The sequence below is a fragment of the Vagococcus bubulae genome, assembly GCF_003950315.1.
Lineage (GTDB): Bacteria > Bacillota > Bacilli > Lactobacillales > Vagococcaceae > Vagococcus > Vagococcus bubulae.
Map to the genome: position 1 here is coordinate 58,606 of NZ_NGJT01000002.1, position 25,177 is coordinate 83,782.

Consider the following 25,177-nt stretch of genomic DNA (forward strand, 5'->3'; position numbering starts at 1 on the left):
AATAAAAAATAAACAATATTCTCATTGTATTATTGTTATTAAATAATAAAAGGGGTAGGTAAATGAAAAAGTCGGTTGTTAAAAAATCTGCAGTACTTGTGAGTAGCTTATTATTATTGTCCACGCCAATCTTAAATGCAACAGTTGTATTGGCGCAAGAAAATGAGAAAACTAGCGACAAAAAATCAGGGAAAAAGCAGATAGAAGAGAGTTTGAAGAAGTATTTATTGGAGGAAAATGCTTCTGCAAATAAAGCGTATTCTAAAGACTTTTACGCTAGAGTCAATGAACAATTAAAAAAAGATGGATTAATACAGGAAAAATCATCAGAAACAAAAGTCGATAATAGTCAGCGTATTAGAGTATTAATTCAACTTGATAAAGAAGTAGCTGTTAATCATGTTGATTTACCAACAGGATCTAAGTCTTCTGTTCAATCAATTGAAAAAGCAACGGAAAAAGTAGTAAAAAAACAATCGTCTTTAAAAAATAAAATTGAAAAAATATCCGGCTCACAAGCTAAACGATCGTTTGGTTATTTATTAAATGGTTTTTCAATTGATGTCAAAGTAGGCGATATTGAAAAAATTGAAGCGTTACAAGGTGTCATTTCAGTCACACCAGCACAAGTTTTTTATCCAACAGATACGCATGCGAATGCTATTGCTGAAGTTCAAAAGGTCTGGGAAGAAAGAAAACTTCATGGTGAGGGAATGGTCATCTCAATCATTGATAGTGGGATTGATCCGAGTCATAAAGATTTGTTTTTGTCTAACCCAGAGAGTGGAACGTTAACAAAGGATAGTGTTAACAAAATGGATAAGGGCTCTTATTTTAGTGAAAAAGTTCCATTTGGTTATAACTACGCAGACGGCAGTGATGATATCGTCGATGTGGGTGATGCAGGGATGCATGGACAACACGTTGCAGGAATCGCTGCATCAAATGGTGACGTAAAAGGAGTGGCACCAGAAGCACAGTTACTTGCGATGAAAGTTTTTTCAAATAATAAAAACATTCGTGGGTGTTACAGTGATGATGTCATTGCTGCGATTGAGGATTCTGTCAAATTAGGAGCAGATGTTATTAACATGAGTTTGGGTTCTGTTAGTGCTAACACCGATCCAGAAGATCCGCAAAATCAAGCCATTAAACGAGCGAGTGATGTGGGAGTTATTTCAGTTATTTCTGCTGGGAATAACAGTGTTAGTGGAACAAATGACATGCATGATACACCAAAAAATTTACTTGATACATCAGATATGAGTACTGTTGGAAGTCCTGGTGTAACAACAGAGGCATTAACAGTTGCTTCATCTGAAAATTCGATTGTGACAATGGAAACGCTATATGATAAATTAGGACATGCTGTTTTCAATTCAGTACCTGAACTAACAGATGGATCTACCACTATTTTTAGTAAAGTAGAAACAAATTATGATGTGTTAAATAGTGAGCGTCAATTAGTTGACGTAGGTCTTGGACGAAAAGAAGACTACACAGACGATATTAAGAAAGCACTTAAAGGAAATATCGCTTTAATTAAACGTGGGGAAATTTCTTTTACCAATAAAGCAAGATTAGCTAAAGAAAATGGAGCTGTTGCTGCTTTTATCTATAATAATACAGATGGTGTTGTTCAAATGTCTCTAGAAGATGCTGAATATCCAACGATTGGTCTATCAGATGTGGATGGAGAGATATTGCTTCAAGTCGCTAAAGATAAAAAACCTGTTGCTTTTACGCTTGGTAAGGCGGAAGTTGATAACAAAATGTATGGTAAAATGTCTGATTTTAGCTCATGGGGACCAACACCCGAATTGAATTTTAAACCAGAAATTTCAGCACCTGGTGGAAATATCTATTCATTAGCTAATGGTAATAAATACCAGACAATGAGCGGAACAAGTATGGCATCACCATTTGTTGCAGGGTCACAGGCATTGATTTTACAAGCAATTAAAGAGAAAAAAATAAATTTAAGTGGAAAAGAATTAGTGAAATTTGCAAAAGACTCAGCTATCAGTACCTCTGTGCCAATGTTTGATGTGGCACATACGAAGGAAATTATTTCACCTAGACGTCAAGGTGCTGGTGAAATAAACGTGGCTTCAGCTATTGAAAATGAAGTGAGTCTTCATTACACACCAACTAAAGATTCAACCATTGCATTAAAAGAAATTGGCCGCTCAACAACTATCAATGTCACATTAACAAATCATGGAGATAAAGAAAAAGAGTTTACGGTTAATGATTTTGGTGGTGTATACACTCAAGCAACAGATGCTAATAAAGAAATCTATGATACAAAGATTGAAAAAGCATCTCTGTCAACGGATAAACAAACCATTAAACTTGCAGCTGGAGAAAGTAAAGAAGTAGTATTCCAGTTAAGTTTACCTTACTCTTTTGAAGAGCAACAATTCGTGGAAGGATTTATTGGTTTTGATGGAGTAGATACACCAAATCTTGTGATACCTTACATGGGATTTTTTGGTAAATACTCAACTGGAAATACAATTGATCCGTTAATTTACCAAGATGGACATAGTGCTCCTACTGCGTCAGGTTTTCTAGCAAGTAATAATAATTTTATTTTAGGAATGCTTAAAGATGATCAAGGTCAATCAGTTGTTTCTCCTGATGCGATGGCCATCTCTCCTCAAAATGAAGATAACATTCAAGATTACAGTATTCCTTATCTATTTTTCAATCGTAATTTTGCTAAAGCGACTTATGATATTGTAGATGATAAAGGGGAAACGATAAAAGAGTTATATATTGCTAAAAATGGACGAAAAGATTTTTACAATACAAGTTCTGGAAAATGGACAACTCATGTCGTATCTCAAGCAAAATGGTCAGGAACTCAATACGATAAAAAATCAGGAAAAGAAGAGGTAGTTCCAGATGGTCGTTATCAATATAAAGTTACGGTATCATCACAAAATGATAATTCCGATCAAGTAACGTATATCCCTGTCACAGTCGATAACACAAAACCTAAGATAGAAAAAGTTGAGGTAACAAAATCAGGAAAACTATTAGTAGATGCAAGTGATAAGTTATCGGGTATTAAGCAAGACGTTGTAGCATTGAGCGTCAACGGTAAGAATTACAAAGTAGCACTTAGACAGATACCAAAAGGTGAGGAAAATGCAGGGAAATATGAAACAGTTCAAAAAATTTCAAGTGTCTTTTTACCAGGGAAAAATCAAGTCATTCTTGCATTGAGTGATCATGCAGGTAACGTTGAATTTTCTTCAACAATCGAAGAACAAGGGAACCAAGATAATTTATTAATTTACAACGTGTCTCCAAATCAAACCATTAGCCAAAATACAGCAGGGTATAACAAAGAGGACAGCACATTTACTTTAACAGGAAGTTATGCAAAAGATACGTTACTTTATGTGGATGGTGTAGAGGTTAAAACATCAAATAAAGGATTATTTGAAGTGAGTGTTCCAATTACTAAAGATAAGACAGTTTTCAACTTTACACTAGACAAAGAAGGAAATGAACCTTTAGGAACATTACCTATAAAAGTAGATATCGAAGCACCAACTATTCAAGTGCAGGACTTGACAGATGGTGTCATTAATACAACAAAAAATAATTATACAGTAACTGGACAGATAACAGATGCAAAAGAAGCTGTTATATATGATCCAAAAGAAGACGTTTCGACGCCACTTACATTAGATAATGGGGCATTTTCATATGATTTATCGCTTGTTTACGGGGATAATTTATACTTTGTTATTGCGGCTGACGATGCTGGTAATGAAACCGTTCAACAAGTTGTTATTCACTCATCTGGTACGACAAAATTAGATGATACTTTCATTAAATTTGATAATATCGAATCAAGTTTATCTATTATTAATACAGAGAGTCCTGGCTATGATAAGGAAAATAAAGTGTTAACCATAACAGGTAAATTAGCTTATCCAGTTAAACAGTTTACATTAAATGGAGAGAAAGTTGATTATGATCCAACGACATTAGCGTTTAGCTACCAAATGAAAAATATTTCAACAGGTTCTTATCGATTAACTGCTTATGCACAAGATGATGATTTAAATAATGGTCGACCTGTTGTTAATTATGGCTATACGATTTGGGTAGATGACAAATTACCAACGTTAACGTTAGACAATGTGGAACAAGATGAGTCAGGAAAACTTGTAGGATTTACGAATCATAATCCATATGTAGTAAAAGCAACGATTACAGATAACTTAGCTGGGTATAACTTAAGTATCAATCATAATCACGTTCATACTGATTCAGATTATGATGTGTTTAATGAAGCATTTTTTGCTAATCGACCTGCTGTTGATGTAGCATATAAAGTGAAAATATTACCAGAAGAAACATCAAAAATGACAGCGACACTAACAGATTTAGTTGGGAATAAACAACAGTTAGATTTTGATATTAATCATCATAAAGATGAGGCTATTAGTGCGCCAGAGATTACGTCCAATGAAACATCATTAACCAATAAGCCAATTGTTCTAACACCAAAAAATAAAGAGTCTGTCATTAAACATGCTGGGAAATTCAGTGCGCCAGAGTTATATTATTCAACTGATCAAAACACTTGGACACTTGTGCCAGATACGATAACAGTCAGTGAAAATGGTGATTATTTCTTTAAATACAGTGATAAATATGGAAATGAATCTCCAGTGACTCAAACAACAATTCAAACTATTCGTTCTGAAGTTAAAGCTCTTCCAACTGTCTCATTAAGCTCATATGGAGGAAAAGAGAAGCAAGTAACGGTTACTTTAGGTATGACGACAAAGGATGAACATACAAGTATTAAGTATAGTTTGGACGAAGGAAAAACATGGAAAGATTATAAAGATGCCTTTGTTGTGACAAAAAATAGTGTGCTACAAGTGAAAACAGTTGATACAGCATCTAATGAAAGTCCAGTATTTTCTGAAAATATTATGGTAAAACCATCATCTGTTGAAACGACTGATAGTGGTACACAAACAGATTTGCCAACTAAAAAAGAAGATGAAGTGAAACCATCAAAAGAAACGCCATCTGAAAAAGAGGATGAATTAACTAAAGATGATGGCAAGAAAGAAAAGGATTCAAACAATGATGATTCTGATAAGTCAAAAGAAACATTACCACCTTTTGATGATAATAAAGATGACTTAAAAGAAGAAAAAGGTAAAGATAAAAAAGTAGACAAACATATGACATCACAAGCACCAATCGGTTTTATTGATGGAAACACAAGTAAACAGATTACCTCATCAAATCAATCATCAGCACAAAGTACGAGACAAGAATCTAATGCAACAAAAGGGTTGCCTAAAACTGGTGAAGTAACGAATAAGAAAGTGTTTATTTTAGGATTATTAATGCTATCTTTCGTTTCTATTGGTTGGTTTGGTAAACATAGAAAAGATACAAAAAATAGTTAATACATGAAAAAGGAGAGGGATAGAATTCCTTCTTCTTTTTTAAATCCTTTGCAAATAATCTAGCATAAAATGAGAGTCTTGTTTGTTATTGTGGTATAGTTATATCATAAAATACTATAAAAGTGGGGAAGATGTCTTTATGATAAAAGCAGTTGTCAAACAAATTGGAGAACATTCAATGGATGCAAAAGATGAAATGATTATTTTATTTGGAGAAAAAGTGACAGATGAGTTAGAAAAATTTTCTGTTATTCAAAAAATTGAAACAGATGGACCATTTAATCTTGAAGTAGGTGGAACGATTTTATTTGATGAGCAAGAATATCACATTGTCAAAATTGGATCAGTAGCTAACAGACATTTAGACTCTATGGGTCATGTCTCATTAATGTTTAAAAATCCAGAAGGAATGGATGAATTATCTAACGCTATCTATTTAGAACCATATACATTCCCTACAATTAATGAGGGGACTGTTATTACATATCGTTAGGGGGAAGGTAGTTGAAATTAAAAAAAGAAGGAAATTCTAAGTCCTTATTTTATCGTTTATTTTTAAATAATAAACTTGTGACAGGGCTCATGGTTATATTACTGATATTGTTGATATTATTAGTGTTTACGAAAGTATCAAATTTATTTACGCCGGTTGCACAATTTTTAGGTATTGTGGGTGTTCCTATCATTGTATCAGGATTGTTGTATTACTTACTGAACCCAGTAGTAAATTTTTTTGAAAAGCGTGGCATTAAACGTGTTTACACAATAAGTGCCCTGTTTATTACTATTTTAGGGTTAATTATTTGGGGCATTGTTATTTTGATTCCTAAAATAGAATACCAAACAAAAAGCTTTATAACAGAATGGCCACATTACTGGGAAATTATTGAGCAAAAGACGACTGAATTTTTGGCGTTACCAGCTTTAAGTGAATTCAGTGAACCATTTGAGAAATATTTTAATGAGCTGACAGCCTCTATCAGTAGTTTGGCAAAGACTGTTTCAAAGACGACATTTAATAGTTTGGGTAATATTGTAGGAGCAGTCGCAAATATTGTGGTTATGGTCATTACTGTTCCGTTCATTTTATTTTATTTATTAAAAGATGGAAAACAACTTGTACCTTATATTACACCAGTGATACCAACTAAGATGAGAAAACCAACACTTAGAGTGTTAGAAGATATTAATAAACAATTGTCTTCTTATGTTAGAGGTCAAGTAACAGTAGCATTCGCAGTAGCTGTCATGTTTATGATAGGGTTTAGCGTGATAGGTCTGGAGTATAGTGTGACATTGGGGATTTTAGCAGGAGTACTAAATCTGATTCCTTATATAGGGTCTGCGTTAGCCACTATTCCAGCAATTGTTTTAGCATTGGTTAACGGGCCTAAAATGTTAGTGGCCGTGATTATCGTTTTTATTGTTGAACAAACGATTGAAGGACGAGTTGTGTCACCACTTGTTTTGGGCAGTCAATTGGATATTCATCCTATAACCATTATTTTTGTGTTATTATCAGCCGGGAAATTATTTGGTGTATTAGGTGTTATATTAGGAATACCTGGATATGCTGCTATTAAAGTTGTTGCAATACATGTATTTACTTGGTACAAGGAAGTATCAGGACTATATGAAGACGAAGAAGAAACGATAGAAACTCAATAAAGGAAAGACCGTCGAAAAATTTTTGACGGTCTTTTTATAATGACTAAAACGATTCCAATATTCTTCACATATAGTCACAAAAACATTCATAAACAAGTGGTTTAATAAGAGTGCTCTTAGCTAAGAAATTCTTTAAAGAACCTTTGAAGGTAGGTTACAAGGTGATTAATCGTTTTAAAGATATCACAACAATCAAAATAACACTTGTTACATTAATGGTTGTAGCATCCTATTATTTTTTTAATCATGTTAAAGATTCAACACTTACTGTTATTTCTTTAACAAATGCTGTTTTTGGTATAAGACCCAAAACAATTGACGCCTGGATTTTTTTAAGGTATCGGTTATTAGGCACAGTGATAGGCTGTACGTTTGGCGTTATATATTTAGCAGTAGCGACTCATTTACCCAAAAACAGTCCGTATATTATTTTTTTGATTCCATTATTTACGTATGTAACAGTTTTTTTATCAGGAGGTAGTCAGTCGCCCACCACGGTGAAAGGAGCAGTCATGACGCTAATTACAATGACTTTACTTTGTGCTCCTTCTGGTAGTAATCAATACGCATTTTACCGGATTATAGCGACTTTTTATGGGTTATTAATTTCTATTTTAGTTAACTGGGTCATTGCACCAACAAAAGAACATCCTTTAAAAGATTTTGAGAAAAGCTTAGATGATGACACATACTCAAAATGATAAAAATTCTGTCATAATTTGTGGAAGGTATCTATTTTTTAGATATACCCACTGATAAGAATAAACTAAGCTAGGATTAGTCACTTTGTGAACATGGATGCTTTTGGGTAATTCACTAAGCAAAAATTCTGGAACAAAACTCACACATTGATTGGTTTTAATCAGTTGTAAGAGTAACTTGATATCAGTGCAACTTGTGATTCTTTTTTCACTATCAATGGTACGATTTAACCAGAGTACAAGTTCTTTATAAAGTGTTTCTTTTTTATGTAAAGGTAAAATAATATCATTTGATTGATTTAGTATTTCATTTACTGTCCAGTGTTCGTCATAGTTTTCAGAGTAAACGAGATAAACAGGAACCGTTTCTTTGCGAGCTGTAACGTACTCTTCTTCGTTAAGAAGATAATGAGTTAATGCGATATCGATTTGTCGATCTTCAAGCATTTCTTTCAATGTAAATGGATCATTTTGAAAGAAGTTGAGTTTGACATCAGGAAATTTGTTTAGGTAGTCCTTGATAGCGGCATACAATACAGTAGATAAAAGGGCATCTACACCAATATTAATTGATCCTAGTGTTCCAACAGAGCTATCTTGGATACGTTGCTTGGCTAGATTGATTTGGGCAATAATAGATAGTGCTTCATCATACATAATCCGACCACTAGGAGTAAGATGGTGTTGCTTTTTATGACGTTCAACTAAAACAGTACCTAATTCAGTTTCTAATTGTTTAAGCATTTGACTCAATGCTGATTGGGCAATGTTTAATCTTTTAGCAGCGTCGGAAATCGTATTTGCTTCGGCAATCGCAACAAAATAAGTGAGTTGTCTTATGTCCATGTGATTTCCTCCTTTCTGATTAAAAAATAGTTAAAAAATGAGATTATTCTAATGATATCAAAAAAAGAGATACACGTCATCAATAAATTGAATAGAAAGTAAAGTTGTTTGTCTTTAAACAACTAACAGTTAATTATGGAGGGCTTAACATGGAAACAAAAGAAAAAAAAGAAGAAAAAATTATTAATCACATTGTAAAGAGTATCGAAAAAATGGACAAACATTTAGATAGTATAGAACAAGAAGAGGAAACAACTCAGTCAAGGTTAAAAGAATGGTTTTTTGAAAAAGAAACATTGTATGATATCAGACACATACTACATGAAGTAGATAAGTATGATGGTTATAATTTAAAAAAACTTCAACCAATTGATGAAAATTTTCTTGAACTTGGTCTAGACTCTGAAACAGCTTCTTTCATGAAAGATTATTTTGGTTAAAAATAAAAAGTGTGAGCTTGATGATGTAATCAAGTTCACACTTTTTTGTTTTATAATAATTCTTTTTCTCTATACCATTGGTCTGGTTCCCAAACCCATGAGCGCCCATCTTTTTCAAGCAAATCAAAGGCTTCTTTAGGGCCCATTGTTCTTGCTGGATAAGTAGGAACTTTAGTTACTTGTTTATCCCATGCTTGTCTTATAACATCAACAATCTTCCAGGAAGCAGCTACCTCGTCCCAGTGAGTGAAGTTTGTGGCATCTCCTTTTAGACAATCCAAAAGTAATTTTTCGTAGGCTTCAGGACTATTTTCTAATGTCTCACTTGAATGACGATAATTTAATTTAACAGGGTCCATTGCAAAACCCGGCCCAACTTCTTTACCGTTTAACGTTAGAGAAAATCCTTCAGTGGGTTGAATATAAATAGTTAAAATATTTTCAGGAATGTCTTCTGTTTGATCTGAGGTACGAAAAACATTAATAGGTGTCGTTTTAAAGACAATGTTAATACGAGTTCCTTTTTCAGTCAGACGTTTCCCAGTACGAATGTAAAATGGAACACCAGCCCAACGGAACGTATCAATCATTAATTTTCCAGCTACAAACGTTTCAGTTGTTGAGTCTGGATCAACATCTTTTTCTTCGTGGTAACCTAAAAATTGATTATTACCTAAATGGCCTTTTGAATACTGTCCTCGTACAAAGTTTTCTTGAACTTCATCTTCATTATAGATACGAATCGACTCTAATGCGCTTATTTTTTCAGTTCGAATAGCATGATCAGAAAAAATGGTTGGTGGTTCCATAGCAAGAAGAGCAACTACTTGCAAGATATGATTTTGTACCATATCTTTTAATGCGCCACTCTTATCATAATACCCACCGCGTTCTTCTACGCCTAAAGATTCTGCTAAAGTGATTTGGACATTGTCAATATAGTAGTGATTCCATAACGATTCAAAAATATTATTCCCAAAGCGAATCGCAGAAATATTTTGAACCATCTCTTTTCCTAAGTAATGATCAATACGGAAAATTTGATCTTCAGTAAATGCAGCAGAAATAGAATCATTTAATTCTTTTGCCGTTTGATAATCTGTTCCAAATGGTTTTTCGATAATTAAACGGTTGAAACCATTTTCACTTAAAATATGCTCAGATTTAATGTGTTGAGCAATTGTTCCAAAGAAACTTGGTGCCATAGCTAGGTAAAATATACGATTGCCATCTAATTGATAAGTATCATCTAGTTCACTAGCAAGTTTTTCAAGAGTGACGTACTCTTGTGTATTGGTAACATTGTGTGCTTGATAATAAAAATGTGATGTAAAAGAATCAAGTTCTTTTGGGGTAGGGTCTAATTCTTGAATACTTTCTGTTACGACTTCTCTAAAGTGCTCATTTGTCCATTCACGACGTGCTGTTCCTATGACAGCAAAATGTTTGTTGATGGCTCCTTTACGGAATAAACGAAAAAGAGATGGATAAAGTTTTCTTTTAGCTAAATCTCCAGTTCCCCCAAAGATGATGAATAATGCTTTATTGTCTTGTGTCATCTTATTTCCTACTTTCCTAACGATATATCTGAATAATCTTATTATTGGTCTTATTTTACTTGTAAAAGACAGACAAATCAATAAATTAGAGTTTTATGAGAATCTTTTTTACTCAATCGCCATGATAAGATAAACATGACTTTTGTGATATAATTGATTAAAAACATATGAGAGGTTGAGAATATGACAAATACGTTTACTGAAAAGTACACAATTCCATATTATGATTGTGATGCTGAAGGGTTATTAAAGGTACCAACCTTAATAAAAATGATGATACGAACATCAGGTAATCAAAGTGACTCTCTAGGAGTGAATGCAGAGTTACTTAAAAGTTTTAATATTAATTGGATTATTACAGAACATGATTTAACGATTCATTCTCTACCTATGTCTGGGGACAGTGTCTTTGTGACCACCCAAGCTGAAAGTTATAATAAATATTTTTGTTATCGTAAATTTTGGATACATGATAGTCATCGTAATGAATTAGCCGTTATGGAATCTACGTTTGCTTTGATGGATAATACAACCAGAAAAGTTCATGCAGTACCAGATGAGGTAATCGTACCATTTGAATCTGAAAAAACGAAACGAATAAAACGTGGAGAAAAAATTCCAACGCTGCAATCAGAATCAATCAATCGCTCATTTGATGTCAGCTTTTGGGACATTGATGATAATCATCATGTTAATAATGCTACCTATCCTGCTTGGATGATGGATAGTATGTCCTATGATTTTTTGATTAGTCATGTGCCAAGTCGAGTGATGATTAAATTTAATAAAGAGATTCGCTACGGAGAAGCAGTGGATAGCTATATTGAAGAAATGGATGATAATAAAACGATTCATCAAATAAAATCAGGGGCAGATGTTTGTGCAGATGGTTTGATAGAATGGAAGAAACGTTAGTTTAATAATCAAAATAAATCATATTTGCATATTTAGTTGAAATCGTGCACACTTAAATTAGACAAAATAAAAAGGGAGTTGCGAAGTTTTGATTGAATTTCAAAATGTGTCGAAAATCTATAAAGGAAATAAAAAAGCGGTATCTGATATAAATTTATCATTTGGGGATGGTGAATTTATTTGTTTTATCGGGACAAGTGGTAGTGGTAAAACTACTGCGATGCGTATGATTAATCGGATGATTGAGCCAACATCGGGAAAAATCTTAATTGATGGAAAAGATGTGACAAAAGAAAATCCAGTTGATTTAAGACGTAGTATTGGATACGTCATCCAAAATATTGGGTTATTACCGCATATGACAATCCGTGAAAATATTACATTGGTGCCAAAATTGTTAAAATGGCCTGAGGAAGAACGGGATGAAATTGCCGAAAGATTGATTACGCTCGTTGAATTACCAAAAGAGATGTTAGATAGATACCCAAGTGAATTATCAGGTGGACAACAGCAACGGATTGGTGTCATTAGAGCATTAGCAGCAGATCAAAATATCATTTTAATGGATGAACCTTTTGGTGCGCTTGATCCTATTACTCGTGATTCTTTACAGGATTTTGTTAAAGAATTACAAGAAAAAATGGGTAAGACCATTGTTTTTGTCACACATGATATGGATGAAGCTTTGAAACTAGCGACAAAGATTGTTGTCATGAGTCATGGCAAAGTGGTTCAGTGTGACACGCCAGAAAATATTTTACGAAATCCAGCCAATGACTTTGTTCGCGAATTAATTGGAGAAGAGCGTTTGATGCATAGCCAACAAGATTTTATTACAGTTGGTGAAGTGATGATGAAACGAGCTATTTCTATTACACCAGAAAAATCATTATCACAAGCGATTCGTTTGATGCGTGAAAAACGAGTGGATACTTTACTTGTTGTTGATGGAAATAATGTCTTAAAAGGATTTATTGATGTTGAATCCATCAATGATAAACGAGGCTATTCAACAAGTGTGGGTGACATTATGGAATTAGATGTTTTCTATATCAAACAAACAGCCCTTCTAAGAGATGCCATTCAACGTATTTTAAAACGCGGACTGAAATATGTTCCAGTTGTTGATGGCAATAAAAAATTAGTCGGCATTTTAACGCGTTCTTCTCTAGTGGACATGGTTTATGATACGATTTGGGGAGAAGAGGGGTCATCTGAAGATGAAACTCCAGTGGAAAAGGAGGAAGTATAATGAACACCTTTTTATTGGAGAATGGAAACGAATTAATTGTTAAGACCTTTGAACATATTTATATCTCAGGAATTGCGTTACTTTTAGGCGTGATTGTAGCAGTGCCACTAGGTATTGCATTGACGCGAACTAATAAATTAGCAAATATTATAATAGGTCTAGCTAGTGTATTACAAACGGTACCTTCCTTGGCATTACTTACAATGTTTATTCCGTTATTTGGTGTAGGAAAAGCAACGGCTGTTGTGGCTCTATTCATTTATTCGCTCTTACCTATTTTAAGAAATACGTATCTGGGCATTAAGGGAGTCGACCCAAACATGGTAGATGCCGCTAAAGGAATGGGAATGACCGATTTTGAACAAATACGTTTAGTTGAAGTTCCACTCGCTTTACCAACTATTATGCGAGGTATTCGTCTAGGGACAGTTTATGTTATCGCTTGGGCAACACTTGCTTCTTATATTGGTGGTGGTGGACTGGGAGATTTAATTTTTAGTGGTTTAAATCTTTATAAACCAGATTTAATTATAGGTGGTACTATACCAGTTGTTTTACTCGCTTTAATTAGTGATTTTTTATTAGGGTTGCTTGAAAAAAAATTGTCTCCAAAGATGAAGGAGGCAAATAGTTAATGAAAACAAAACGAAATAAATTATTATTATTGCTTGTTCTAGGCCTTCTTTTTTTAACAGGTTGTGAATTACCTGGTCTAGGAGGGGGTAAGGGTGACAATCAAACCATTCGTGTGGGTTCTTTAGCTACAACCGAAAATCAAATTTTAGCTAATTTGGTAAAAGAAATGATTGAACACTATACAGATGATAAAGTAGTCCTTGTCAATAACTTAGGAACCAGTACAGTTGTTCACAATGCGATGATAAATCATGACATTGATGTTTCTGCCGGACGATATACTGGAACGGATTTAAGTGGGACGCTAAATCTACCTGCTGAAAAAGATCCAGAAAAAGCGTTTGACATTGTTTCGGAAGAATTTAACAAGCGATATAATCAAACATGGTTACCATCATATGGCTTTGCCAATACTTATGCTTTTATGGTATCAAAAGAAACAGCAGAAAAATATCATTTGGAAAAAATTAGTGACTTAAAAAATGTTGCAGATCAACTAACAGCTGGTGTCGATACGTCTTGGATGAAGCGTGATGGAGATGGTTATCAAGCCTTTTCTGATACATATGATGTTGATTTTAAAAAAGTTTATCCTATGCAAATTGGTCTTGTTTATGATGCGGTAGCTGCAGGCAAGATGGATGTGGTGTTGGGGTATTCAACAGATGGTCGTATTGCGAGTTATGACCTAGTTGTGTTAGAAGATGACTTAAGATTTTTCCCTCCATATGATGGCAGTATTGTGATTGATAATGATGTGATGGAGAAAAATCCAAAATTAAAAGCAGCACTGCTTAAATTATCTGGAAAAATTGACACGAAAACGATGCAACGACTTAACTATGAAGCAGATAATAATTTGCTCGAACCAGAAACAGTTGCTAAAAAATTCTTACGAGAAAATAACTTTTTTGAGGGGGAAAACTAATGCAAGACATGAATATTGCACAACAATTCTTTTATTATTTACAAAATAATAGTGGTTACGTCCTTTCTCAATTTATTCGTCATTTTCTTATTTCAATTTATGGCGTCTTTTTTGCCGCAGTTGTTGGGATACCAATAGGCATTTTTATTGCGAAAAAGAAGCGGTTAGCAGACTGGGTGATTGGGGCAGCAAATGTTATTCAAACAGTCCCTTCTCTGGCAATGGTCTCTTTACTGATGTTGGCTTTCGGTTTAGGAGTCAATACGGTTATTATTACCGTATTCTTATACTCACTTTTACCGATTATTTCCAATACTTATACAGGTATGACACAGGTAGACAAAGACATACTTGATGCTGGTAAAGGAATGGGAATGACTTCTTTTCAACGTCTGTGGATGATTGAATTACCATTATCTATTTCTGTTTTAATGGCAGGTATTAGAAATGCGTTGGTTGTTGCCATTGGTATTACAGCGATTGGTTCATTTGTTGGTGCTGGTGGTTTAGGAGATATTATCATTAGAGGAACAAATGCCACCGATGGAACGGCCATTATTTTAGTTGGAGCATTGCCAACTGCGCTGATGGCGATTGTAACAGATTGGGCATTAGGAATAGTGGAAAAACGTCTTGATCCAGCAGGAAAATTAGTTGGTGCGTCAACAGCAGTAGAAGGAAAAGACACACCATAAACAATTTAAAGAAAAATTAACTTGCATTTCATTGATTCTAGGTGTAATTTAGAAAAAATGAAGGCAAGTTTTTTTATTAGGGGGAGAGTCAGTGAGACAATTTAAAAAATCGTCAAAGTTAGATTATGTTAGTTATGATGTAAGAGGTCCTGTACTAGAAGAAGCAGATAGAATGACTGCTAAAGGAATTGATGTATTAAAATTAAATACAGGAAATCCTGCCGCGTTTGGCTTTAAAGCTCCTGATGAAATTATTCATGATTTAATAACGAATGCTAGAGAGTCTGAAGGTTATTCAGATTCAAAAGGGATTTTTTCCGCACGAAAAGCGATTCAACAATATTGCCAATTAAAAAAAATACCGAATGTGACTATTCATGATATTTATACTGGAAATGGCGTCAGCGAACTCATCACATTATCTATGCAAGCATTGATTGACAATGGCGATGAAGTACTTGTCCCAATGCCAGATTATCCCTTATGGACAGCAGCTATTACACTATCAGGTGGTCGCGCAGTTCATTATGTGTGTGATGAACAAGCTGATTGGTATCCTGATATTGATGATATCAAAAGTAAAATCACACCAAAAACGAAAGGGATTGTGTTGATTAATCCTAATAATCCAACTGGAGCTCTTTATCCAAAAGAGTTATTATTAGAAATTGTAAAAGTAGCAAGAGAACATGAACTAATTATTTATTCAGATGAAATTTACGACCGATTAGTGATGGATGGTTTAGAGCATATATCTATTGCTAGTTTAGCACCTGATTTATGCGTGGTAACGTTTAATGGGTTATCCAAATCTCATCGTGTAGCAGGATTTCGTTGCGGTTGGATGGTTATTAGTGGAGAAAAGAAACATGTTCAAGGTTACATTGAAGGAATTAACATGTTAGCCTCTATGCGACTATGTTCAAACGTATTGTCGCAGCAAATTATCCAAACAGCTTTAGGTGGGCATCAAAGTGTGGATGAATTACTCTTACCAGGTGGACGAATTTATGAGCAACGTGAATACATAACCAATGCTTTAAATACGATTCCTGGTGTAACAGTGAAAAAACCACAAGCTGCATTTTACATTTTTCCAAAACTAGATGTAGAGAAATTTAATATCCGAGATGATGAAAAATTTGTGTTAGATTTTTTACATGAACATCAAATTTTATTGGTTCATGGAAAAGGATTTAATATGTCGACTCCAGATCATTTTAGAATTGTTTATTTACCAGAGATGGAAGAACTAAAAAAAGCCGCATTAAGTTTAGAAACCTTTTTATCAACTTATAGACAAAAGTAAAAAGTAGCTAGCCGATTTTGGCTAACTACTTTTTTAATGTCTATTTCTTTTTAATATCTTTTTTGCTCACGACGATTCGACCTAAATACTTATCTTTTAATTCATCATCGGGATTATTGACTTCAATTAAAACAGAATTTTCGTATTCTTTTTCAATGATGCCTTCATAGCGTCCACCTTGCCATTTAAAGAACACTTTTTCTTTAGTATCCATACTAATCTCTCCCATATCATTCAAAAATAAAAAGCATAGTAATAATTATTTTTGTATTATAACATTAAAAAATCAAAAAGTGGAATAAAAACCCTTTTAAATTTACGCTATTATATCATAAATAAATATACAGTGCACTAATAAACGAAGTGTTTGTGAAATATCTAGACCAATTATTGACTAATGAATTGAATAGTGATAGTTTTAAGTTATACAAGAAAAGAAAGAAGTGTTGGCAATGAAAAAAGTAATTTACGCTGATAAATTTTTTTTAGCAAGTGGAGAAGTCGGACCAGGTTATTTGGAAATAAATGACGGTGTTTTTGGAAACGTTACACTTGAGATTCCTAATGAGTATGATGAGTTAGTTGATTTATCTGGCAAATGGATAGCACCAGGGCTTGTGGATACTCATATTCATGGTTTTAAGAACCATGATGTCATGGATAACGATGCTGATGGGATAAAAGTGATGTCAGAAGCACTCTTATCATGTGGTGTGACTTCTTTTTTACCAACAACATTGACGTCTGATCACGAGAGGTTAAAAGAAGTGGCGACAACGATTGGTAAAGTAAAAAATAAAGTCGATGGAGCTAAAATTCAAGGGATTTATTTTGAAGGCCCATTTTTCACAGAAGAACATAAAGGAGCTCAAAATCCTGGTTATTTTTCAGACCCAAGTATTGAAGTATTTCATGAGTGGCAAGAAGCATCAGGTGGTATTATTAAAAAAATAGCATTGGCTCCTGAAAGAGAAGGCGTAAAAGAATTTGTTCAGCAAGTGACAAATGAAGGAGTTGTTGTGTCTCTTGGTCATAGTAATGCGACACTTGCTCAAGCTAAAGCAGTAGTTGAGTCAGGTGCAAGCGTCTTTGTCCATACTTATAATGGGATGCGTGGATTAAATCACCGAGAGCCAGGAATGGTAGGAGCAGCCCTTAGTTTGGAACATGTTTTTTCAGAATTAATTTGTGATGGTCATCATGTTCACCCTACAGCTGCCGAAATTTTAATGGATTCAACTGGTCGAGATCATGTGGCACTAATCACTGATTGTATGATGGCTGGGGGGATGCCTGATGGAGAATATATGTTGGGTGAATTTAAAGTAACGGTTAAAGATGGCACTGCTAGAATGCAAGAGGGAAATCTAGCTGGTAGTATTTTGAAATTAAAAGAAGCTGTTAAAAACGTGGTCGAGTGGGGGATTGCGACACCTGCTGAAGCCATTATGATGGCAAGTTATGTTCCCGCCGTTAGTTGTAAAATAGATGACGTATGTGGCATGATTAAGCCAGGTCGTGCGGCTGACTTTATTGTTTTAGATAAATCATTAAATTTAGAAGCAACTTACCTAGACGGTGAATGCCGTTATGAAGTACAATAAAATAAGTGAAACGGTAGAGTTTTCTACCGTTTTTTTATTCAAGAAAAAGGAGACGAAGTTTAATGAATAAAGAACGAATGAACCGTGTGTTACAAGAGATGAAACGACAACAATTACCCCAATTAATCGTATCGGATCAGGCATCAATTGCTTATTTGACAGGACAATCGATTGATCCAGGAGAACGTTTAGTTGCTTTAATTATTAGAGAAGATGGTCATCATGTAGCTGTAATCAATCGATTGTTTCCTATTTCTGAAGAATCGTTAGGAATGCCGATAATTTTTGTGGATGATACTGATAAAGGAATGGGTGTTTTAACATTAGCTAAAGAACTAGATTCTAACAAACCAATAGCAGTTGAAAAAAATTGGGCAGCCCATTTCTTATTAGATATTATGAAAGAACTGGATGCGCCAATTAGTCAATATACGTTAAGTTCTAATGTTATAGATAAAGTAAGAGCGATTAAAACAGAAGAAGAAATAGAAAGAATGTTAGAAGCATCTCATGATAATGATTTGGCGATGAACCAATTAATAGGGTTAATTCCTGAAAAACTAACTGAATTAGCTATGGCAGAGCGTTTAGAAAAAATTTATCATAAATTAGGTAATGATGGATTTTCATTTGAACCGATTGTTGCTTATGGAGCTAATGGAGCTGATCCCCATCATATGAATGATGAATCAGTAGTAAAACCTGGTGATAGTATTATTTTAGATATTGGCGGTGTTAAAAATGGCTACTGTTCAGATATGACGCGAACAGTTTTTTATAAAGAAGTATCCGATAAAAGTCGTGATGTATACGAAACAGTACTTGAAGCGAATAAGCGAGCAATTGACACAGTTAAACCAGGCGCTCGTTTATGCGATATTGATGCAGCGGCACGAGATTATATTGACTCAAAAGGATATGGAGAGTATTTTACTCATAGAACAGGACATTTTATCGGAACAGAGGTACATGAGGCTGGAGATGTATCAGCCAGTAATACGGATATAGTTGAAGAAGGAATGATTTTCTCGATTGAACCTGGTATTTATATTTCTGGAGAAGTTGGTGTTCGAATTGAAGATTTAGTTGTTGTAACAAAAAATGGCTGTCAGATTTTAAATGAGTATCCAAAAGAATTAATTGTGATAGATTAAAAATAATAAAAACTATGAACATAGATTTTTTGTCTGGTTCATAGTTTTTATTACTTTAGTGAGAAATCATTAGTCTAAATCTATTAAAATAACGATGACATGTTTTTATAAAATAAGAATATGCTTATTTTAGACGATTATTTCAATGAAATTATTTATTTTTTTGTTTATTTAATGTAATATAAATAATGGGAACTATCTTAGTCATCTTTCTAAGATAGTCATGGAATAAAGTTGAAATAGTAACAAAAGGATTGTGTCAGGGGGAAGAGGATGGAAAAAAAGCCATATAACAGCATAACTTGCTTTAAATGTGTTATATCATTTTTATTAAAAATTGTTTTTTGGGGATTAATAGTGTTTAGTATCTCATGTTTTATATGGAACGTTGTAAAATACCATCACATTAGTATCATTGTACTGTTAATCTTTGGTAATTCGCTTTTTGGATTGGGATTATTAAAAGATTTAAAAAATAAATCAATTAAGCGAATGTCTTTTTTTACGTTGATTTTCGTTATGATGTCTTTTTTTATTATGTATAGCATTCACTATAAATTATTTTTTTATCATGGAGAAGTTGTGAATGACAGCATAGAATTAAATCATGATTCAATAGAGTCTTTAACATAAAAAAATAGACTAGTAGGAATTGTTCCTCTAGTCTATTTTTGCGATGATTTTTGAGTGTAGTTCATTATCCTCAACAAGTGAAAAAAAAGTGAAGACAGATACATCAAATGTTTCACTATCAGATTGATAACAAGAATAAGGGACAACCAATGTTTTGTCATCTGTTGCTAAAACATAATCATTGTCAATGGTTTGAGCAACAAAGGTGTAGCCTGTTAATTCTTCTTTTGTCCAGATACCATCATCGGCCAGGAACTCCAACGTTTGATAAAATTGTTGGCTGTTTTTTTCATTGTTAAAAATGAAATAGTCTGTCATCTCTTGTAGATTTTTTTCTTTAATGAGATTTAAAAAATGTGTTGGTGAAGTATTTGTTGTCATTAGTGCTAGTTGTTTAAACGTCTCCATTAACCTCAACTCCATTATTGTTTGTTTTCAATTGTCACATAAAAATCAATGTTTGATTGTTTGCTTAATCCTTTACCTTCTATATCAACTGCAACAGGCATAGGATCATTCCCATTATACACTGGTTCCACTCGGTAGCGAATGGTTTCTCCATCATCAGCAGCTTTTCGAACCATGTTTTCATATTTTGTCATGAAGGGAGTGTTAACTGGATTTTGATACAGCGTGACCAAGTTTTCTAACTTGTCGCCTGTTCCACCAAGTTGTCTTCCAATCAAATGGCCACGCGAATGGTTATGAGGTTCTAAACCAGAAATAAAACCAGGAGGACGAATACTTTGGTTAGCAGATGTACCTGTATTGACCATATTGGGTTTAATAAGGGCATTGGCAGTAGTTGGTCTACCAAGTTTATCTAATTTGCCATATTCTATCCATCCTTTTGAACTATTTGTCAATTCTTCTGCTGTAAACCTTGCTTTACCATGTTCTATTGGTCCAGGATTATCTTTTTGAATGATGTCGTTAGTTTTTTCAGTTTTTGTGACAGATTGATTATGCTCAAATGGTAAAAACTCCATCAATGTTTCAGGTGATTTTACACCTGCTACTACTAATATAATACAAACCACTAATCCAATGATATATTGAATAGGTGATGATTTTTTATTCTTGTTTTTTTTAGTCATGTCATACTCCTTTTTTGTAGTCGCTTGTTATTATACGATACTCCTATAAAAAGAACAAGAGTTCTCTTTATTTAGGATTGTTATTAATGTTTAAATAATCTATCTTTTGTTATAATAATAAATGAGATAAAAAAGGGGTGATTAGATGAGTTATGTAGAATTAAAAAATGTGTATAAACGTTATAAAATGGGAGATAATGTGATTGTTGCTAACAATGATATTAGTTTCTCAATTGAAAAAGGAGAATTTGTTGTGATATTGGGGCCTAGTGGTGCTGGTAAATCGACAGTCTTAAATATTTTAGGCGGTATGGATAGTTGTGATGAGGGGCATGTCATTGTAGATGAAACAGATATTGCCACGTTTAATGCTAAGGAATTAACCAAGTATCGTCGTTTGGACGTAGGATTTGTTTTTCAATTTTATAATTTAGTTCCCAACTTAACGGCTAAAGAAAATGTTGAGTTAGCATCACAAGTCTCACCAAATGCATTAGATGTTGACAGTGTGATTGAAATGGTTCAATTGGATCATCGTAAAGATAATTTTCCTGCCCAATTATCTGGTGGAGAACAGCAACGTGTAGCGATTGCAAGAGCGTTAGCTAAAAACCCTAAATTATTATTGTGCGATGAACCAACAGGAGCATTAGATTTTGAAACAGGAAAGCATGTGTTAGCAATTTTAGAAGAAACTTGTCGTAAATATGGCACAACCGTGATTGTGATTACACACAATTCAGAAATTGCAAAAATGGCTGATAGAGTAATCCGGATTAATGATGCTAGAGTGAGAAGTATTGAAAAAAATGAACATCCAGTAAAAGCCAGCGAGCTAGAATGGTAGAGGGAGGTTCAGCTAAATGAAAAAGAAAAAAGCATTATGGACATCTACTTTTCGAGAAATTTATCAATCTAAAGCGAGATTTATCTCAATCCTATTAATTATTATGTTAGGTGTTGGATTTTACGCGGGTATTAAAGCAACAGGCCCTGATATGTTAAATACAGCAGACACATATTATAAAGACTATAAGTTAATGGATACAAAACTTGTGTCAACGATAGGATTAGAAGACAAAGACATTGAATTAATCAAGGAAGACAAGACTGTCAAAACAGTTGAACCGTCATATAGTTTAGATGTTCTTACAAAAGAAAATAATCATGTCTTAAAATTAATGTCCTATGAATCTGGAAAAAATGAACTTAACAAACCAGTTCTTGTAAAAGGAAAATTGCCAGAAAAAGATAATGAAATTGCACTTGATACTCAAGTACAAGACAATCAATATTATAAAATCGGCGATACATTAACGATTCAATTGGACGATAAGAAAAGTGTCTCACAAACTAGTTATAAAGTTGTTGGATTTGTGAATAGTCCTATGTATATAGATAAAGTTTCCAGAGGCTATACAACAGTTGGTAAAGGAACCATTGATTATTTTGGTTACATAAAAGAAGAAGTGTTTACGTTACCCGTTTACACAGAAGCTTATATTAAATATGTTAATACTGAAAAGACAGCAAGTTATAGTAAAGCTTATAATAACTACTATGATAAAGATGTCAAAAATTTAAAAAACACCTTAAAAAATCGTCCATCAGAACAGCTAGAAGCAATGAAAAAAGAAGCAAATGAGTCATTAGCTGAAGCTAAAACGCAGATAACTGATGGTGAGACACAATTAACAAATGGAAAAAAACAATTAGCTGAAAAAGAAAAAGAATTAAATGATAATAAACAGTTAATAGAAGCAGCAAAACAGCAAGGCTTACCTGTAGATGAAACACAGGAAAAAACATTACAAGAAGCTAGTAACACATTAAATGAGGAAAAGAAAAAAATAGAACAAGAAGAACAAAAATTAGTAGAATCAAAAGAAGAATTAGCAAAAAATCAACAAGCCATTGATGACTTAAAGGCACCAACCTATCATTATTTTTCAAGAGAAGATAATCCTTCTTATGCAGAATTTCAAGACAATGCCGATCGGATTTCTTCTATCGCCACAGTATTTCCGGTATTTTTCTTTATGATAGCTGCTCTTATCTCCTTAACAACCATGACACGTATGGTAGATGAAAAGCGTGGAGAGATAGGAACACTAAAAGCCTTAGGTTATACAAATTGGGAAATTTCACAAAAGTATATTGTTTATTCTACAACAGCCAGTATTATCGGAAGTTTAATTGGATTAGCGATAGGTTATCATTTGTTCCCAACAGTCATTTTTGATGCTTATGGCAGTATGTATAACTTGCCATCTGTGATTATTACCTATTATTCAAGTTATACCATTCAATCAATTATAGTGGCTTTACTTTGCACATTATTAGCCTCACTTCTTGTATTAAGAGTCGATTTATTGAGCACTCCAGCTACATTGATGAGACCAAAAGCGCCTAAACCAGGTAAACGTATTTTATTAGAAAGAATATCGTGGTTATGGTCTAAATTTAGTTTTAATCAAAAAGTAACGGCTAGAAATCTATTTCGTTATAAACAACGTATGTTGATGACAGTCTTAGGAATAGCAGGCTGTACAGCAATGATTTTAACTGGATTTGGATTGAAAGATTCAATTGGTGATATTGTTAATCTTCAATTTAATAAAATATGGCATTATGATGCAACAGTAACCATTAATGAAGATAGTACAACGCAAGAAAAAGAAGATTATGAGAAAATAAAAGCAGATGATAGTCAAATTAAAACAAGTTTGAATCTATCGCAAAATAATATGACCGTTGTTAAAAAAGGATACACAAGTCGAGAAGTGACAGTCGATGTTCCTGAACAAGAAAAAAAATTATCAGAGTTTATTACATTTAATGACCGAAAATCTGGTGAAACATATACTTTATCTAATGATGGAGTTATTATTAACGAAAAGTTAGCAAACTTCTTTGATGTAAAATCTGGAGATGAGTTGACCATCAGAGATACGGACAATAAAGATGTGACGGTAAAAGTTCAAGAGGTTGTTGAAAATTATGCCATGCATTTTGTGTATATGACACCAAGTTATTTTGAAAAAACATTTAATAAAAAACCAAATTATAATGTCGAATTACTAAAATTTGATAAGTCATTAAGTGACAAACAAGAAGATAATTTAGCTGATAAGTTAATGAAAAGTAATTATGCTGCAAATGTCTCCTTTACTAGTCAAATAGGTAAAACGATGGATGATACGATGTCTAGTTTAAATATAGTGGTATGGGTATTAATAATTTCAGCAGCGTTACTTGCGTTTGTCGTGTTGTATAATCTAACCAATATTAATATATCTGAACGTATACGTGAATTATCTACTATTAAAGTATTAGGATTTTACGATAGAGAAGTGACCATGTATGTGTATAGAGAAAATAATATCTTAACTGTTTTAGGGATTTTACTAGGATTTGTATTAGGGGTCCTTTTACACGGTTATGTTCTTAAAACAGCAGAAATTGATATGATGATGTTTCCAACAACCATTCATCCAATTAGTTATGTGTACTCAGCATTACTAACGATTCTATTTTCATTTATTGTCATGTTAATTATGCATCGAAAATTAAAACATGTGGATATGATTGAAGCACTAAAATCAACTGAATAATCTTTTTAGACAAAGGAGGAAAGTCCTTTGTCTTTTTTATACCATTTTCGAATATCGGTTGGAAAATATACGATTTTTCTGTTGTTTTGATTGAAATATTGGTAAACTAATTATAATAAGGTGGGAAGGAGAGTGGGAGAGATGTTTGGAATACAATCAATTGAACAAGTGTACTTTTATATTTTAATATTTTGTACTATTTTATCTGTTGTTTTATTTTTAGTTGGTGACATCTTACAGTTTGATGGGCCAATTGATCCAGTATTAATTGTACCTTGGATTGCATTTGTTTCGCTTTTTGGCTATCTAGGGGAAACGCTATCATCATTAGGTAGTGGCTGGGTATTAATTATCGCCATTTTGCTATCATCAGTTATTGTATTTTTATTAAACTTTTACATATTAATTCCTCTAAAAAATTCTGAATCAACCCTATCTGTATCAGAAAAAACATTAGAAGGAAGAGTGGCAACCGTCATTACGCCAATACCTGTTAAGGGAATGGGAGAAATTACCATTAGTAATGTTACAGGTACGATGAGTCGTCCTGCGGCATTTTATAAGGAACAGGAAACACCAATTAATAAGGGTGAAGAAGTTCTTATTATCGAAATTAGGGAAAGAGTATGTTATGTAGTACCATATGTTGAAAATTTTTAAAATAAAAGGA

Annotated in this window: 22 protein-coding genes; 17 read left to right on the forward strand and 5 right to left on the reverse strand. The window is 33.4% G+C overall.

Annotated features, from left to right (window positions below; genetic code table 11):
• Positions 1-62: 62 nt before the first annotated feature.
• From CBF36_RS01450 to CBF36_RS01465, 4 genes are all read left to right on the forward strand, one after another.
• Positions 63-5,456 (forward strand): S8 family serine peptidase, encoded by a 5,394-nt coding sequence (locus tag CBF36_RS01450; protein ID WP_125955977.1) that lies wholly within the window; start codon positions 63-65, stop codon positions 5,454-5,456.
• A 139-nt stretch (positions 5,457-5,595) separates the two neighbouring features.
• Complete coding sequence (locus CBF36_RS01455) at positions 5,596-5,949, forward strand: PTS glucitol/sorbitol transporter subunit IIA (protein WP_125955979.1); 354 nt, start codon at positions 5,596-5,598, stop codon at positions 5,947-5,949.
• A gap of 11 nt (positions 5,950-5,960) precedes the next feature.
• Positions 5,961-7,124: an AI-2E family transporter gene (locus CBF36_RS01460; protein WP_243637951.1), complete on the forward strand. Its 1,164-nt coding sequence runs from the start codon at positions 5,961-5,963 to the stop codon at positions 7,122-7,124.
• Positions 7,125-7,285: 161 nt separating this feature from the next.
• Complete coding sequence (locus tag CBF36_RS01465; protein ID WP_125955980.1) at positions 7,286-7,825, forward strand: FUSC family protein; 540 nt, start codon at positions 7,286-7,288, stop codon at positions 7,823-7,825.
• Here the strand turns inward: CBF36_RS01465 and CBF36_RS01470 are convergent.
• Complete coding sequence (locus CBF36_RS01470; protein ID WP_125955982.1) at positions 7,817-8,671, reverse strand: LysR family transcriptional regulator; 855 nt, start codon at positions 8,669-8,671, stop codon at positions 7,817-7,819. The two genes, CBF36_RS01465 and CBF36_RS01470, sit on opposite strands and share 9 nt — an antisense overlap.
• Before the next feature lie 149 nt (positions 8,672-8,820).
• On the opposite strand from CBF36_RS01470, the gene CBF36_RS01475 reads away from it, so the two are divergent.
• Positions 8,821-9,111: a hypothetical protein gene (locus CBF36_RS01475; RefSeq protein ID WP_125955984.1), complete on the forward strand. Its 291-nt coding sequence runs from the start codon at positions 8,821-8,823 to the stop codon at positions 9,109-9,111.
• 50 nt (positions 9,112-9,161) lie between these two features.
• On the opposite strand, the gene zwf is transcribed toward CBF36_RS01475, so the two are convergent.
• Positions 9,162-10,670, reverse strand: coding sequence for a glucose-6-phosphate dehydrogenase (gene zwf / locus CBF36_RS01480; RefSeq protein WP_125955985.1), 1,509 nt, complete (start codon positions 10,668-10,670; stop codon positions 9,162-9,164).
• 183 nt (positions 10,671-10,853) lie between these two features.
• Between zwf and CBF36_RS01485 the strand changes: the two genes are divergently transcribed.
• The 6 genes from CBF36_RS01485 (at position 10,854) to CBF36_RS01510 (ending at position 16,405) form a co-directional block, all read left to right on the forward strand.
• The gene (locus CBF36_RS01485; protein WP_125955987.1) at positions 10,854-11,585 is read left to right on the forward strand and encodes an acyl-[acyl-carrier-protein] thioesterase; all 732 of its coding nucleotides are present in this window, start codon (positions 10,854-10,856) and stop codon (positions 11,583-11,585) included.
• A gap of 88 nt (positions 11,586-11,673) precedes the next feature.
• Positions 11,674-12,837 (forward strand): betaine/proline/choline family ABC transporter ATP-binding protein, encoded by a 1,164-nt coding sequence (locus tag CBF36_RS01490; protein ID WP_125955989.1) that lies wholly within the window; start codon positions 11,674-11,676, stop codon positions 12,835-12,837.
• Positions 12,837-13,472, forward strand: a complete 636-nt coding sequence (locus CBF36_RS01495) for an ABC transporter permease (RefSeq protein WP_125955991.1) — start codon at positions 12,837-12,839, stop codon at positions 13,470-13,472. The genes CBF36_RS01490 and CBF36_RS01495 overlap by 1 nt, the downstream gene beginning before the upstream one ends.
• Positions 13,472-14,401: an osmoprotectant ABC transporter substrate-binding protein gene (locus CBF36_RS01500; protein ID WP_125955992.1), complete on the forward strand. Its 930-nt coding sequence runs from the start codon at positions 13,472-13,474 to the stop codon at positions 14,399-14,401. The genes CBF36_RS01495 and CBF36_RS01500 overlap by 1 nt, the downstream gene beginning before the upstream one ends.
• On the forward strand, positions 14,401-15,096 hold the full coding sequence (locus CBF36_RS01505) for an ABC transporter permease (protein ID WP_125955994.1): 696 nt from the start codon (positions 14,401-14,403) through the stop codon (positions 15,094-15,096). Before CBF36_RS01500 ends, CBF36_RS01505 begins: the two co-directional genes overlap by 1 nt.
• Before the next feature lie 91 nt (positions 15,097-15,187).
• Positions 15,188-16,405 carry a pyridoxal phosphate-dependent aminotransferase gene (locus tag CBF36_RS01510; RefSeq protein ID WP_125955996.1) on the forward strand — a complete coding sequence of 406 codons (1,218 nt, stop codon included), beginning with the start codon at positions 15,188-15,190 and terminating at the stop codon, positions 16,403-16,405.
• A gap of 40 nt (positions 16,406-16,445) precedes the next feature.
• Here CBF36_RS01510 and CBF36_RS01515 read toward each other — a convergent pair whose 3' ends face one another.
• A complete protein-coding gene (locus tag CBF36_RS01515) occupies positions 16,446-16,619 on the reverse strand; it encodes a DUF2187 domain-containing protein (RefSeq protein WP_125955998.1) in 174 nt (57 codons plus the stop codon).
• A gap of 238 nt (positions 16,620-16,857) precedes the next feature.
• Between CBF36_RS01515 and nagA the strand changes: the two genes are divergently transcribed.
• The 3 genes from nagA (at position 16,858) to CBF36_RS01530 (ending at position 19,796) form a co-directional block, all read left to right on the forward strand.
• Complete coding sequence (nagA, locus tag CBF36_RS01520; RefSeq protein ID WP_125955999.1) at positions 16,858-18,009, forward strand: N-acetylglucosamine-6-phosphate deacetylase; 1,152 nt, start codon at positions 16,858-16,860, stop codon at positions 18,007-18,009.
• Positions 18,010-18,071: 62 nt separating this feature from the next.
• The gene (locus CBF36_RS01525) at positions 18,072-19,163 is read left to right on the forward strand and encodes a M24 family metallopeptidase (protein WP_125956001.1); all 1,092 of its coding nucleotides are present in this window, start codon (positions 18,072-18,074) and stop codon (positions 19,161-19,163) included.
• 273 nt (positions 19,164-19,436) lie between these two features.
• Positions 19,437-19,796, forward strand: coding sequence for a hypothetical protein (locus CBF36_RS01530; protein ID WP_125956003.1), 360 nt, complete (start codon positions 19,437-19,439; stop codon positions 19,794-19,796).
• Positions 19,797-19,823: 27 nt separating this feature from the next.
• On the opposite strand, the gene CBF36_RS01535 is transcribed toward CBF36_RS01530, so the two are convergent.
• Together CBF36_RS01535 and CBF36_RS01540 are read right to left on the reverse strand one after the other, a co-directional pair.
• Entirely contained in the window at positions 19,824-20,204 is a 381-nt protein-coding gene (locus CBF36_RS01535) for a hypothetical protein (protein WP_125956005.1), read from the reverse strand.
• 14 nt (positions 20,205-20,218) lie between these two features.
• Positions 20,219-20,893: a DNA/RNA non-specific endonuclease gene (locus tag CBF36_RS01540; RefSeq protein ID WP_125956007.1), complete on the reverse strand. Its 675-nt coding sequence runs from the start codon at positions 20,891-20,893 to the stop codon at positions 20,219-20,221.
• 145 nt (positions 20,894-21,038) lie between these two features.
• Here CBF36_RS01540 and CBF36_RS01545 point away from each other — a divergent pair, with 145 nt between their 5' ends.
• The 3 genes from CBF36_RS01545 to CBF36_RS01555 all read left to right on the forward strand — a co-directional run bounded on the left by CBF36_RS01545 (position 21,039) and on the right by CBF36_RS01555 (position 25,167).
• The gene (locus CBF36_RS01545; protein WP_125956008.1) at positions 21,039-21,740 is read left to right on the forward strand and encodes an ABC transporter ATP-binding protein; all 702 of its coding nucleotides are present in this window, start codon (positions 21,039-21,041) and stop codon (positions 21,738-21,740) included.
• A gap of 16 nt (positions 21,741-21,756) precedes the next feature.
• Complete coding sequence (locus CBF36_RS01550) at positions 21,757-24,507, forward strand: FtsX-like permease family protein (protein WP_125956010.1); 2,751 nt, start codon at positions 21,757-21,759, stop codon at positions 24,505-24,507.
• A gap of 141 nt (positions 24,508-24,648) precedes the next feature.
• Positions 24,649-25,167 carry an NfeD family membrane protein gene (locus tag CBF36_RS01555; protein WP_117973141.1) on the forward strand — a complete coding sequence of 173 codons (519 nt, stop codon included), beginning with the start codon at positions 24,649-24,651 and terminating at the stop codon, positions 25,165-25,167.
• Positions 25,168-25,177 lie beyond the last annotated feature (10 nt).